We start from the raw sequence: 13,836 nt of genomic DNA on the forward strand, positions 1-13,836 counted from the left end.
CTGATGATGATCAACATTCTGATCGCGCTCGCCGCAGGCTGTGCTTCGGCGCTGATGTTCGTCTCGATCGTTTCGGGCGCGCTGATCTCCCTGCTGCTGTTCTATCTGGCACCGCTGCCGCTGATGGTGGCCGCGCTCGGCTGGGGCGTGCTCGCCGCCGCGATCGGCGGTCTGGTCGCCGCCATCGGCCTCGCTGCGCTGGTCAGCTTCTCCTACGCCATTGCATTTGTCGTGACGATCGCCGTGCCGGCCTGCTGGCTCGGTCATCTCGCGCTGCTGGCGCGCCCCGCGGAAGCCGCGCAGGGCGAAACGCCCGCGCTGGAATGGTATCCGGTCGGCCGCCTGGTGGTGTGGATGGCCGGCTTTGCCGCCACCACCACGATGGCCGCTCTGTTCACGCTCGGCACCGACGGCGCCGCCATCAATGACGGCCTGCGTAGCGGCCTGCAGCGCGCGCTCGGTCCGCGCAGCACGCCCGGCAGCGACGCCGCGCTGGTTGACGCGCTGGTCGCGATCGCGCCGCCTGCCGCCGCCACGGTGGCGATGGTGACCCTCACGCTCAATCTGTGGCTGGCTGCAAAGATTACCTCTGCCTCCAACCGCCTCGGCCGGCCGTGGCCGGATCTGCGGACTGTGACGCTACCGCCGATGACTCTGGCGGTGTTGTCGCTGGCGCTCGCACTCAGCTTCGTCGGCGGCCTGACCTCGATGTTCGGAAAGACCGCCAGCGCGGCGCTGTTCGTCGCCTATGGGCTCACTGGTGCGGCGACCTTGCACACGCTGACGATGGCGTCGCGCAGCCGCCTGTTTCTGCTCAGCTCGACCTACGCGTTGATGCTGATCTTCCTGTGGCCCGCCGTCGGCCTGATCGCACTCGGCCTCGGCGACGCCTTCCTCAATCTACGGCAGCGCTACTTCGAGCGCCGCTCAATGCCGCCTCCCCCTACTCACTAGTTCAACGTCTTTCGCAAACACACGAGGAGATCATCATGGAAGTCATTCTACTGGAACGTGTCGCCAAGCTCGGTCAGATGGGCGAGCTGGTCCGCGTCAAGGACGGTTTCGCGCGCAACTTCCTGCTGCCGCGCGGCAAGGCACTGCGCGCCACCGCCGCCAACCGCGAGAAGTACGAGCACATGAAGGCCGATCTCGAGGCGCGTAACATCGCCGCGAAGGCCGAAGCCACCAAGGTCGCGGAGAAGATCGAAGGTCAGAACGTGGTGGTGATCCGCCAGGCGTCGGAAGGCGGCCAGCTGTTCGGTTCGGTGTCGGTGCGCGACATCATCGCCAGCTTCGACGGCCAGGGCGTCAAGATCGATCGCAGCCAGGTGCTGCTCGACGCCCCGATCAAGACCATCGGCAAGCACTCGATCCAGGTCGCGGTGCATCCGGAAGTCGAAGTCGAAGTGTCGGTCACCGTGGCGCGCAGCGCCGAGGAAGCCGAGCGCATCAACCGCGGTGAAGACATCTCGACCCGCCGCGAGGACGAAGATGCTGCCGCCGAGGCGCTGGCCGCCGCCGGCGAGTTCTTCGATCCGGACGCGGAGTTCGGCGAAGAGCAGCCGGCCGAGCAGTAAGCCTCGCCTGCAGCCGACCATTTCCGGAGCCCGGCCTGAGCAATCAGGCCGGGCTTTCTGTTGCCCGCTCACTGGCCGAGCGCACTCTCCAAAACCAAGCCTTGGCTGCCTGCCAAAGAAAAAGGGCCGCGCATCGCGCGGCCCTTTGATCGTCAGAACACCTGGGTGCTTATTTCGAGGCCGGCACGTCGCCCGATCCGGACGGCGCCTGCACGGGCGGCGAAACCACTTCGGTCGACGGCGCCGATGGCGTTTCCGACTGTCGGGCCGGCGGACCGGCCGGTGACGGCGGCGGAGCAGCCGGCTTCGGCGTCGCGGCGGCCGGCGCAGGAGATTCGGGCGCCTTGGTCTCGGACGGAGCCGCCGGCTTGGCCGGCTCAGGCTCCGCAGCCTTCGGCGCCGGGGTCACGGCTGGCACCGGATCGGTGCGCGCAGGAGTTTCGGCCGCCGGCGCCGCAGCGGGCTTGCCAGCTCCATGCTTCGGATCAGCGCCAGCCTCGCCGTTCTTGGGCTCAGCCGCAGGTGCCTCCGGCTTGGCGGCTTCAGGTTTGGCAGCTTCGGGCTTGGCGGCTTCGGGCTGAGCCGGCTTCTCGCGCAGCCGCTTCTTGTCGCGGCGCTTCTTGGTCGGCTTGGCTTCCGGCTCAGGCGCGGCGGTCGGTTCTGCTTCGGCACCCGGAGCCGGAGCCGCGCTCTCCGCCGGAGGCGCAGCCTCGACTGGAGCGGCACGGCGCTTGGATTTGCGACCGCGCTGAACCTTGGGCTCTTCCGCCTGCGGCGCCGGCGCAGCCTCGTCCGGAGCAACCGCTTCGGGAGCGCCGCGACGCTGGCGCCGCTGCTTCGGCTCGGCAGGTCCATCCTGCCGGCCGCGAGCGTCGGTCGCACCGTTCGACACCAGATAGGCGCCGAGCGCCGACGCCATTTCGGCGCTGGTGGTGTAGTGCTGTCTCAGGAACGACCCGACCGCATTCGGCGGCACGGTGCGGAGCAGGCCACGCGGGCTCTTATGGCAGACCGAGCAGGTGCTCGCGAAGATCTGTGCCGAGCTCTTGCCCGCCTCTAAATTCTGGGCCCGGGCGGGCTGCGCGACGGTGATCCCAAGCGCGAGCAGTACCGCTACCGAACTGAGCAATCGGCTTACCATTTAGCCCTCCGATGCAAACAATCGCCGCTGGAGCGGCGGTGACCTTTTAGCGAATTGTGAGATGATTGGAAGGGAGAGATGGAACATCACCGTGCATGAAATGAGGCAGCTGATCAGCCTGTTGGTCATGACGCGGATGTTACCTGTGAACGCTTCGGCCGTGTCTGGGTCACAGCGATAAGAGCAGAGCTTCACGGCCGCCGTTGATGCAGCCGAGGCGCCGCTTCGCTGTCGGCGTCCGGTTTTGGGGCAAGTCGATGGACGGAGTATTTCGTCTGCTGCTCGGCCGCTCATCCAACGCGGCACCCGAACTGCGCGTCGTATGACCGTTCGGCTTCCTCCCGATCCGCCAGGAAGCGCTCGCGCCAGGCTTCGAGCGTCTCGGCGTCATGCAGCCGTAGGATTTCGATGTCGCACACCAAAAGTCCGGCGCGTTCGATAGCGGCAACACCTTCGAGAGGGCCGGCAGGCAGCCGCCCGGGAAGATGTATTTGGCGATCCAAGGATAGGTGAAACCGGGGCCATCGGAGCGGCCGATCGAATGCCGCTGCATCACGCCGTCGTCCTTGAGCAATTCGGCACGGCGGCGGAAGTAGGTGTCGTAGTGATCAACAGCCGATCACTCGCGACGACATCGCGGCGGGGGAGAAACGACTTCGCGGGATTGAAAGCAGCCGCTAGCCGCGGCTGCAACGCGCCGGCGAGCAAACCTGCCGGGCAGTGTTGGAATTCTCAGCTGACGAGACGGACCGGATCCTCATGGTCCGGCGCCAGGGGCAGCGGGCGTGCCAGATGAGCCTCGGCAGCGCACAGCAGTTCGCGGTCGCAAGGCCGATGCTCGGCCTCTTCAGCCGAGGCGCGCTCGAAAGAATCGATCAGCGAGGTCAGCCAATCGCGGTCGGAGTGGTCGTGGCAATACTGCTGCGCCATCTGCTCTGTCCATCATCCGAGGCGCCTCGCGAGCCGCTGCGAAGTCCTCGACGCTCTTGCCCTGTACCGCGTCACCTTGTTCGAGTGCATCCCGTCAGGGAGCCTCGGTGATCGCGTCTTGCCGCTATCATCGCCGAAAATTCTTACGAATCCCCGACTGGAGCGGATCGATCTGTCTCGACCGTCCATTTTGAACTGTCGTCCGACCGCCGCTAGAGGTTCAATGCCGCCGGAGGTCACGCCGGAACGCGTCAAGCACGTGTGATGGCGGCTGTTGCGGTCATCCACATTCTTGTCGCGCTGGTGCATAACGCGCGATTGCGGCTTTCGCTCCCGAGCAAATCGGCGCTTTAGTCGCGCCCCGCATACGACAAATTCGACCCGATATTCGAGAGCTATGGCCGCATCTGATTCGAACGTTCTGAAGCTCGCGCCGGAACCCGGCGCGCCGGCTTTCCGGACCGCGCCGCACAACATCGAGGCCGAACAGGCCCTGCTGGGCGCGATCCTGGTCAACAATGACGCGTTCTACCGGGTGTCGGACTTCCTCGAGCCGAAGCACTTCTTCGAGCCGATCCACCAGACCATCTTCGAGACCGCTGCCAGCATCATCCGCGCCGGCAAGATCGCGACGCCGGTCACGCTGAAAACGTTCCTGGCGGCCGATCTCGATCTCGGCGGCCTGACGGTCGCGCAATACCTGGCCCGCCTCGCCGCCGAAGCCACCACGATCATCAACGCCCAGGACTACGGGCGGACGATCTACGAGCTGTCGCTGCGCCGCGATCTGATCGGCATCGGCACCGACATGGTCAACGTCGCCTTCGACGCGCCGGTCGACTTCGCGCCGAAGAACCAGATCGAAGACGCCGAGCGCCGGCTGTACGAACTGGCGGAATCCGGCCGCTATGACGGCGGCTTCCAGAAATTCTCCCAGGCGCTGACCACCGCCGTCGACATGGCGGCGAAGGCGTTCCAGCGCGACGGAAAACTGTCGGGTATCTCCACCGGACTGCGCGACCTAGACACCCGGATGGGCGGTCTGCAGCACTCCGACTTGATCGTGCTCGCCGGCCGTCCCGGCATGGGCAAGACCGCACTCGCCACCAACATCGCCTACAACGTCGCCAAGGCCTATCGCGGCGAAGTGCAGCCGGACGGCTCGACCAAGACCGTCAATGGCGGCATCGTCGGCTTCTTCAGTTGCGAAATGTCGGCCGAACAGCTCGCCACCCGTATTCTCGCCGAGCAGGCCGAGATCGCGTCGAGCAAGATCCGCCGCGGCGGCATCTCGGAAGCCGACTTCGACAAGCTCCGCGACGTCTCGATCGAATTGCAGTCGCTGCCGCTCTTCGTCGACGAAACCGGCGGTCTGTCGATCGCCCAGCTCACCGCCCGCGCCCGCCGCCTGAAGCGGCAAAAGGGCCTCGACATGATCGTGGTCGACTACATCCAGCTGCTGCAGGGCTCCAGCAAGAAGGGCGACAACCGCGTCCAGGAAGTCACCGAAATCACCACCAGCCTGAAGGCGCTGGCGAAGGAATTGAACGTCCCCGTCATCGCGCTGTCGCAGCTCTCGCGTCAGGTTGAATCCCGCGACGACAAGCGGCCGCAGCTCTCCGACTTGCGTGAATCCGGTTCGATCGAACAGGATGCCGACGTCGTGATCTTCGTGTTCCGCGAGGAATACTATCTGCAGAACAAGGAGCCGCGGCCGGGTACGCCCGAGCACGAGAAGTGGGCGACCGACATGGAGCTGGTGCACGGCAAGGCCGAAGTGATCATCGCCAAGCAGCGCCACGGTCCGACCGGCACCGTCGATCTGCAGTTCGAAGGTCAGTTCACCCGCTTCAGCGATCTCACCGACGACAGCCATCTGCCCGAACGGATTTGATGCCGAAGCGGATCTGAGCCGCGCCGGCCGCCGTTGAACGCGCTGCAGGCAACGCATAAGGTGCGCCATGCATATCCTTCCCGATCCGAACGCCACCGTCGCCGAGTTGTTGACGCCGGAGGCGGGCAAAGCTGCTGAGTTCGCCGCGGCCAACGCGGCAGCAACCGGCATTCTCACCGTCGATCTCGACGCGCTGGTCGCGAACTGGCGCAAGCTCGAGAAGACCGCCATCCCCTCCGAATGCGCCGGCGTCGTCAAAGGTGACGCCTATGGCTGCGGCGCCGGTCCCGTCACCAAGGCGCTGCTCGCGGCCGGCTGCAAGACCTTCTTTGTCGCCACGCTCAGCGAAGCCCGCATCGTGCGCGAAGCCGCCCCCGAGGCGACGCTGTACGTGCTCGACGGGTTCTTCCCGAACTCCGGCGACGAATTCGCCAAGCTGAACTGCCAGCCCGTAATCGGTGATCTGTACGAACTCGCCGAATGGGACGTGTTCTGCCGCCGCACCGGCTGGCGAGGCGGTGCGGCGCTCCACATCGACACCGGCATGAGCCGGCTCGGCCTGACCGTCGTCGAGGCGCAAGGCATCGTGCCGCGCATCATCGCCGGTGACCATGGCATCACGCTGGTGATCAGCCACCTCGCCTGCGCCGATCTCGTCAACCATCAGCTCAACGCCAAGCAGGCCGCGGCATTTCGCGAGATCGCCGGTCAATTCGCCGGCGTGCCGGCGTCGCTGTCGGCGTCGTCGGGTATCTTCCGGGGGCCGCAGTTCGCGTTCGATCTAGTCCGCCCCGGCGCGGCGCTGTACGGCATCAATCCCACGCCGGAAGCCGACAATCCGATGCAGCCGGTGGTCGATCTGAAAGCGCGGATCGTCCAGGTCCGCAGCGTCGAGCGCGGCGACACCGTCGGCTACGGCGCGACCTGGAGCGCACGGCGCCCGAGCAAGATCGCGGTGGTGTCGGCGGGCTATGCGGACGGTTACTTCCGTGCCGCCGGCTCGAGCGACGGCACCCGCGGCGCCGATGTGATCATCGCCGGCCAGCGCTGCCCGATCGCCGGCCGGATCTCGATGGACCTGCTCGCGGTCGACGTCACCGACCTGCCCGCCAACGCCGCACGCCGCGGCATGATGGCGACCCTGATCGGCGACGGCATCACCGTCGACGAACTCGGCCATCATTTCGGCACGATCGGCTACGAGGTGCTCACCAGCCTCGGCCGGCGCTACACCCGGATCTACAAAGGCGGCGACGCCAAGCCGGCGACCGAACCGGCAGCGGTCGAGCCGGTGGCTCCTGCGAGCTGAGGCCGCGTTTCAATTACAAACTCTCCCCGTCATTGCGAGGAGCGAAGCGACGAAGCAATCCAGCCCAGTGCACTGCGCTGGATTGCTTCGCTTCGCTCGCAATGACGGATCGGCCTCGCTTAACTTTTCAATCCTCGTGGACCAGAAACAGAAAGCCGGTGATCGCCGCCATGAAGGCGAATGATCCGGCGACGCCCACCACAAAGATGATCCGCACCAAAGTCGGCGCCTCGCTGGTGGCGATCACGCTCGACAGACCGAAGTAATTGTTGAACAGCACGAGGCCGGCGAACAGCGCGCCGAACGCTGCGCCCATGCCGAAATGGCCGGCGACCTGACGCCACTTGCGGCGCTCGTAATTGCTATCGTGACGACGCGGGGTCATTGCACCGGCGAGCTTACCTCACCGGCATGAACGCGGCCAGCGGAACCCGGCTCGGCCTTCGGCGGCGTTACGCGATACAACGCGACATAATTGCCTCGATAGACCGGCGACAGCTCCGGCGACGGCGCCGTGACGGGCGGCTCCAGCATCAGCACCGCATCGAAGCGGTGTGGCCAGTCGGCGAGATACGTCTTGCAGCGGTGCCCCGCCTGCCCGACCTGCAGCGACGCCGTCTCCATCAATAGCGCCAGCTCCACCGGCTCGCACAGCGGCGCCGCATAGGAGGCGAAGGCCGGCTTCACCACCAGCGGCTGCTGCGTGGCGTCGGCGAACATCAGCGGCCAGAACGCGCGCCGCTCGATCGTCAGCAGCGCGCCGACGTGGTTGTCGAGCGGAAAGTAGCGGGCCAGCGCGCGCCCGGCCTGAGCCGAGGCAATGATATCGACCTCGCGGCCGCGGGCAATCAGCACCCGCTCGCCAGGCTCGACATGGGCGATCGCAGCGCGCAGCTCGGCGAGATCGCGGCGATGGTCGTACCAGTCCTGCGCCACATAGGCCGAGCGCCCGGCAATCAATGCGATCACCAGCGCCGCCACCACCGCGGCGCGACGCGGCGAGAGCTGTGGCAGCATGCCGGCGAACAGCAGCACGGCCGCCATCACCGCGAGGCGAATGTCGAGAAAGCTGCCGCCTTTGTACATCGCCGGCACGATGACAAATCCCGCCGCCAGCACCAGCAGAGTCAGCGGCAACGCCGGCGCCAGCCGAGCGCCGCGGATCGCCAGCCCCAGCGTGATCAACAACGCAGCGACGCTCAGCATCGTCACGACTTCACTGGTCGTCATCACCGGCGCAAACAGGTCCCACAGCTTGGCGAGGCCGCGCCATGGCCCGACGCCGGCGCCGGCTTCGGAGAGCGGACTCGCCAGATACAGCGCAACCGCGGGAGCGAGCGCGAGCGCCAGCAGCAGTGCCGAGACAACCATCTCGCGGAACGCCGGCGCGCCATCCCGCCGGGCGCGCACGATCCGCGCCATCTCTTCGCTGCCGATCAGAAGCGCGAACAGCGCCACGCCGAAGATGTGCGAGAAGAACGTCAAAGCAGCGAAGGCAGCGCCGATCAGCACGGCCGCCACGTTGCGGTTACGCCGGCGCAGCGCGATCCAGGCGGCCGCGCCGATCAGCGCCAGGCCGAGCGACAGCAGGAAGTTCATGAAGCCGAGAAAGAACACCGCATTGTAGGCAACGACGCCGGAAGCGAGCGACCAATACGAGAACCGGCCGAACACCACGCGGTGATACACGATGGCGCCGATCACCGGCATCAGCAGGCTGAGCGCCAGCAGGATGCGGCCGCCGACGTGAACGCTCGACACTTTCAGCAGCGCTGCGCCGATCACGTCCATGCCGAGATTGGGCAGGATCCGCCAATGCGGCGCGTACACCTGCGACAGGAATGGATCGTCCGGATGCGCCAGCACGAAGTAGCGCGCCAGATGATTGGGATAGTCGAGCACCGGCGGCACATCGACCATCAGCAACGGCACCAGCAGCACCACGAGAAGCGCAGCCGCCGCGGCCCACCAGCCAAGCGTCGGTCCGCCGCCCGGCGCGGCATCGGCAGCCTTGATCATCACGCGCAGTCCCTCGCCCCGTCTCTGTTCGCGGCGGATCATCGCGGCCGCGGGTTAGCACCAGGTCAATGCAACCTGTGAAAGGTGGCTGGCGATCGCCTTCAATCGGTCGCGGCGACTTGCATCTGGAACAAAAAGCGAACATACTCGGCAACTGCCGGGCCGTCGCGTGTCGGGCGCTTTCTTCCCATCCACGTGGACGTCATGGCCAAAGCTTCCTCTTCCTTCGTCTGTCAGAACTGCGGCGCGGCGTTCAATCGCTGGCAGGGCAAATGCGAGGCTTGCGGCGAGTGGAATACGCTGGTCGAGGAAGCCGGTGATAACGCGGTGCCGGTGTCGATCCGCGCCAAGCGGCGTGGCCGGACGTTCAAGCTGGAATCGCTCGCCGGCAAGAGCAACGACGCCCCTCGCCTGCCCTCCGGCATGGCTGAGCTCGACCGTGTCACCGGCGGCGGCTTCGTGCGCGGCTCGGTGCTGCTGGTCGGCGGCGATCCGGGCATCGGCAAATCGACGCTGCTGACGCAGGCGACCAGCCTGATGGCCAAGGCCGGTCACCGCACCGTTTACATCTCCGGCGAAGAAGCGATCGCCCAGGTGCGGCTGCGCGCCGAACGGCTCGGGCTCGCCTCAGCCCCGGTCGAGCTCGCGGCCGAGACCTCCGTCGAGGACATCATCGCAACGCTGTCGGAAGGCGCGACGCCGAAGCTGATCGTGATCGACTCGATCCAGACGATGTGGACCGACACCGTCGAGTCCGCACCCGGCACGGTGACCCAGGTCCGCGCCTCGGCGCAGGCGCTGATCCGCTTCGCCAAGAAAACCGGCGCGGCGATCATCCTGGTCGGCCACGTCACCAAGGACGGGCAGATCGCCGGCCCCCGCGTGGTCGAACACATGGTCGACGCCGTGCTGTCGTTCGAAGGCGAAGGCTCGCAGCAGTTCCGCATCCTGCGCTCGGTCAAGAATCGCTTCGGCCCGACCGACGAGATCGGCGTGTTCGAAATGACCGGCTTGGGCCTGCGCGAAGTCAGCAACCCATCGGAGCTATTTCTGTCCGAGCGGGACCTCGGCTCGCCGGGCACCGCGGTGTTTGCCGGCATCGAAGGCACCCGGCCGGTGCTGGTGGAATTACAGGCACTGGTGGCTCCCTCGACGCTCGGCACGCCGCGGCGCGCGGTGGTCGGATGGGATTCGGCACGGCTGTCGATGGTGCTGGCGGTGCTCGAGGCGCATTGCGGCGTCAAGCTGAGTGGCTACGACGTCTATTTCAACGTTGCCGGCGGCCTGCGCATCAACGAGCCCGCCGCCGACCTGGCCGCCGCCGCGGCGCTGGTGTCGTCGCTGGCGAACGCGCCGTTGCCGACCGATGCGGTGTATTTCGGCGAGATTTCGCTGTCCGGCGCGGTGCGCCCGGTGGCACAGACACCGGCGCGGCTGAAAGAGGCAGCCAAACTCGGCTTTGCCCGCGCCGTGCTGCCGGAACAGACCCGCGGCGAAGCGCCGAGCGATGCGGGGCTGACGCTGCAATCCGTCGGCGGCCTCTCCAGCCTGGTGGCGGACATCGCCGCTCGCGGCACACGGCGGGGCGACGACGATGGTGCGCCGCGGACGAAAGCTGCCTCAAATGCAACACCGGCGCGATTCCGGCGCCAGGAGGGTTGAAGCGGCGTGACGTTTCGGGAGCACGCCGCTATACAACGCCCGCGCAAGCTGAACGTATCCGGCCACCAAGCTTTAACCCAGCGGAACATTGCTGTGGCGAGGCGGACGGGGGTGGTTTTCTCGCCTTGCGCCGCGTGCCATACCACCGTCACCTGTGCCGACCCCGTGCACGCCGATTCGCCGTTGTGCTGACCGAGCGGACCTGACCTGCCGATGCCGATTACCATCCTTGATCTCGTTGTTCTCGCGGTGATGTTGGTGTCGGGGCTGCTCGCGATGGTGCGCGGCTTCATGCGCGAAGTGCTGTCGATCGCGGCCTGGGGCGCCGCCGCGCTGGTGACGCTGTACGCATTCCAGAAGCTGATGCCGACGGCGCGGACCTATTTCTCGTCCGAGACGGTCGCCGCCGTGGTGGTGATCGCCGGCGTCTTCCTCGGCACCCTGATCATCGTGTCGATCATCACGGTGCGGATCTCGGACATGATCCTGGATTCGCGCATTGGCGCGCTCGATCGCACCCTCGGCTTCCTGTTCGGTCTCGCCCGCGGTCTGCTGATCGTGGTGGTGGCGTATCTGTTCTTCAACTGGCTGGTGCCGGACAAGCAGCGTCCCGAGTGGGTCACCAACGCGAAGTCGCGCACGGTTCTGCAAGGAACCGGTGATTGGCTGATGACGCTCTTGCCGGACGACCCTGAAAATACCATCTTGAAACGGTTCAAGAAGAACAAGCCGGAAGAAGACCAGCAGCAGACCGAGGATTCGGCTGCTCCCGGTGCCAATGACGGCTATAGCAAACCTGCCCGTGACGGCCTGAAAAAGCTGATAGAGGGCAAACCGGCCACGCGCTGAGCGTGTCCCACATGAGAGGCGCGATGGACGCGATGCCCAGCTCTTCCGACGACGCCGCAACGCCCGCTTCGGACGCTCGCGACCAACACATTCTCGACGATACCGTTTTCGATACTGACGGTGACACGCTGCGCGAAGAGTGCGGCGTGTTCGGCATTTTCGGGCACCCCGATGCCGCCGCGATAACCGCGCTCGGCCTGCACGCCCTGCAGCACCGCGGCCAGGAAGCCGCCGGCATCGTGTCGTTCGACAACGGCCGGTTTCATTCCGAGCGTCGCCTCGGTCTGGTCGGTGACACCTTCTCCCGCGCCGACGTGATCGCGCGGCTGCCGGGCAATTCGGCGATCGGCCACGTCCGCTATTCGACCACCGGCGAAACCATCCTGCGCAACGTCCAGCCGCTGTTCGCCGAGCTCAACGCCGGCGGCTTCGCGGTCGGCCACAACGGCAACCTCACCAACGGTCTCACCTTGCGCCGTGAGCTGATCCGCAGCGGCGCGATCATGCAGTCGACCACCGACACCGAAGTGATCCTGCATCTCGTCGCACACTCCAAGAAGACCCGCTTCATCGAGCGCTTCATCGAGTCGCTGCGCGCGCTGGAAGGCGCCTATTCGCTGGTGTCGCTGACCAACAAGAAACTGGTCGGCGCCCGCGATCCGCTCGGCATCCGTCCGCTGGTGCTCGGCGAACTCGACGGCTGCCCGATCCTGGCGTCGGAGACCTGTGCGCTCGACATCATCGGCGCGCATTACGTCCGCGACGTCGAGCCCGGCGAAGTGATTGTGTTCGACCGCCACGGCGTTACCAGCCACAAGCCGTTCCCGCCGCAGCCGCCCCGCCCCTGCATCTTCGAGTACATCTACTTCGCCCGTCCGGACTCCATCGTCGGCGGCCGTTCGGTGTACGACGTTCGCAAGGCGTTCGGCGCCCAGCTGGCACTTGAGAGCCACGTCGAGTCGGACGTCATCGTTCCGGTGCCGGATTCCGGCGTGCCGGCAGCGATCGGTTATTCGCGGCAATCCGGCGTGCCGTTCGAGCTCGGCATCATCCGTAACCACTATGTCGGCCGCACCTTCATTCAGCCGACCCAGAGCGTTCGCGAACTCGGCGTCCGGATGAAGCACTCGGCCAACCGCGCCGCGATCGAAGGCAAGCGGATCGTGCTGATCGACGACAGCCTCGTCCGCGGCACCACGTCGAAGAAGATCGTGAAGATGATGCGCGATGCCGGCGCCCGCGAGGTGCACTTCCGCATCGCCTCACCGCCGATCACCCACCCGGACTATTACGGCATCGACACCCCGGATCGCGCCGGCCTGCTGGCCGCAACGCATTCGCTCGAAGAGATGCGCGACCTGATCGGCGCCGACACGCTGGCGTTCCTGTCGGTCGATGGCATCTATCGCGCGATGGGCGAACCGGGCCGCGATCCGGCGTTGCCGAAGTTCACCGACCACTGCTTTACCGGTGACTATCCGACCGGCCTCACCGATCTCAATCAGACCGAGTCGGCGCCGCGGCAATTGTCGCTGCTGGCCGAGGCGAGCTGATCAGGCCGCGGCCTTGACGTCGTCATCGGCCACGCCGGTGACGACGCCCACGATACCTCTTTTAGAGGATGGATACTCGGGTCCGGTCCGCGTATGACAATGCGCGATATATCTTGAGCCGGACCTGTCATGACCCAACCTCTCGCCTCCCGCATCGCTCTCGTCACCGGCGCCTCGCGCGGCATCGGCTACGCCACCGCCAAGGCGCTCGCCAAGGCCGGCGCGCATGTCATCGCCGTCGCTCGCACCCAGGGCGGTCTCGAAGAGCTCGACGACGAAGTGCGTAAGGATGGCGGTCATCCGCTGACGCTGGTCCCGCTCGATCTCACCGACTATCAGGCGATCGGCCGCCTCGGCGGCACGATCTACGAACGCCACGGCAAGCTCGACGTCCTGGTCGGCAATGCCGGCATCGGCGGCCCGTCTTCGCCGCTCGGCCATATCGAGTTGAAGCCGTGGCTCGACGTCATCGGCATCAACCTGAATGTGAACTTCCAGCTCGTGCGCTGCATGGAACCGCTGCTGCGAGCCTCCGATGCCGGCCGTGCCGTGTTCCTGACCTCGCGCGCCGGTGGCAAGGCGCCGGGCTACCGCGGCCCGTATGCGGCATCGAAGGCCGCCCTGGAAACGCTGGTTCAGGTGTGGGCCAAGGAAGTGGTCAACACCACGCCGATCCGCATCAACCTGTTCGATCCCGGTCCGACCCGGACCAAGCTGCGCGCCAGCGTAATGCCGGGCGAAGACCCGGAAACTCTGCCGACGCCGGACCAGGCCGCGGAGCTGTTGCTACCGCTGTGCCTGCCGTCCTTTACCGAAACCGGCAAGCTGTTCGACGGCCCCTCTCGCACCCTGAAAGACCCCCAGGCCGATTGACTTCGGCCCGGCAGCGCGATTGACTGACT

12 protein-coding genes and 1 pseudogene are annotated in these 13,836 nt (G+C 66.2%); 8 read left to right on the plus strand and 5 right to left on the minus strand.

The annotated features are described in order from the left end of the window. Window positions 1–3: 3 nt before the first annotated feature. Window positions 4–954 carry a hypothetical protein gene (locus RPPS3_RS15855; RefSeq protein WP_107344946.1) on the plus strand — a complete coding sequence of 317 codons (951 nt, stop codon included), beginning with the start codon at window positions 4–6 and terminating at the stop codon, window positions 952–954. 35 nt (window positions 955–989) lie between these two features. Continuing rightward, complete coding sequence (gene rplI / locus RPPS3_RS15860; protein ID WP_107344947.1) at window positions 990–1,577, plus strand: 50S ribosomal protein L9; 588 nt, start codon at window positions 990–992, stop codon at window positions 1,575–1,577. A gap of 169 nt (window positions 1,578–1,746) precedes the next feature. On the opposite strand, the gene RPPS3_RS24825 is transcribed toward rplI, so the two are convergent. From RPPS3_RS24825 to RPPS3_RS15875, 3 genes and pseudogenes are all read right to left on the minus strand, one after another. Beyond that, entirely contained in the window at window positions 1,747–2,718 is a 972-nt protein-coding gene (locus RPPS3_RS24825; protein ID WP_107344948.1) for a hypothetical protein, read from the minus strand. Window positions 2,719–3,026: 308 nt separating this feature from the next. Next, window positions 3,027–3,331 (minus strand): annotated as a pseudogene (locus tag RPPS3_RS15870) (class I SAM-dependent methyltransferase); the annotation flags it as partial. 119 nt (window positions 3,332–3,450) lie between these two features. Then, window positions 3,451–3,648, minus strand: a complete 198-nt coding sequence (locus tag RPPS3_RS15875) for a hypothetical protein (protein WP_107344949.1) — start codon at window positions 3,646–3,648, stop codon at window positions 3,451–3,453. Between the two features lie 397 nt (window positions 3,649–4,045). Here RPPS3_RS15875 and RPPS3_RS15880 point away from each other — a divergent pair, with 397 nt between their 5' ends. Beyond that, a complete protein-coding gene (locus RPPS3_RS15880; protein WP_107344950.1) occupies window positions 4,046–5,542 on the plus strand; it encodes a replicative DNA helicase in 1,497 nt (498 codons plus the stop codon). Between the two features lie 67 nt (window positions 5,543–5,609). Beyond that, entirely contained in the window at window positions 5,610–6,851 is a 1,242-nt protein-coding gene (alr, locus tag RPPS3_RS15885) for an alanine racemase (RefSeq protein ID WP_107344951.1), read from the plus strand. Between the two features lie 127 nt (window positions 6,852–6,978). Here alr and RPPS3_RS15890 read toward each other — a convergent pair whose 3' ends face one another. Then, window positions 6,979–7,236, minus strand: a complete 258-nt coding sequence (locus tag RPPS3_RS15890) for a hypothetical protein (RefSeq protein WP_107344952.1) — start codon at window positions 7,234–7,236, stop codon at window positions 6,979–6,981. Next, on the minus strand, window positions 7,233–8,870 hold the full coding sequence (locus RPPS3_RS15895; protein ID WP_107346637.1) for a hypothetical protein: 1,638 nt from the start codon (window positions 8,868–8,870) through the stop codon (window positions 7,233–7,235). The genes RPPS3_RS15890 and RPPS3_RS15895 overlap by 4 nt, the downstream gene beginning before the upstream one ends. Window positions 8,871–9,074: 204 nt before the next feature. Between RPPS3_RS15895 and radA the strand changes: the two genes are divergently transcribed. The 4 genes from radA to RPPS3_RS15915 all read left to right on the plus strand — a co-directional run bounded on the left by radA (window position 9,075) and on the right by RPPS3_RS15915 (window position 13,807). Beyond that, window positions 9,075–10,532: a DNA repair protein RadA gene (gene radA, locus RPPS3_RS15900; protein WP_107344953.1), complete on the plus strand. Its 1,458-nt coding sequence runs from the start codon at window positions 9,075–9,077 to the stop codon at window positions 10,530–10,532. Between the two features lie 213 nt (window positions 10,533–10,745). Next, window positions 10,746–11,381 carry a CvpA family protein gene (locus RPPS3_RS15905; protein ID WP_011158635.1) on the plus strand — a complete coding sequence of 212 codons (636 nt, stop codon included), beginning with the start codon at window positions 10,746–10,748 and terminating at the stop codon, window positions 11,379–11,381. A gap of 23 nt (window positions 11,382–11,404) precedes the next feature. Beyond that, entirely contained in the window at window positions 11,405–12,934 is a 1,530-nt protein-coding gene (purF, locus tag RPPS3_RS15910) for an amidophosphoribosyltransferase (protein WP_107344954.1), read from the plus strand. A 129-nt stretch (window positions 12,935–13,063) separates the two neighbouring features. Next, window positions 13,064–13,807, plus strand: coding sequence for an SDR family NAD(P)-dependent oxidoreductase (locus RPPS3_RS15915; RefSeq protein ID WP_011158637.1), 744 nt, complete (start codon window positions 13,064–13,066; stop codon window positions 13,805–13,807). Window positions 13,808–13,836: the final 29 nt, after the last annotated feature.

The organism is Rhodopseudomonas palustris (assembly GCF_003031265.1).
Taxonomy (GTDB): domain Bacteria; phylum Pseudomonadota; class Alphaproteobacteria; order Rhizobiales; family Xanthobacteraceae; genus Rhodopseudomonas; species Rhodopseudomonas palustris_H.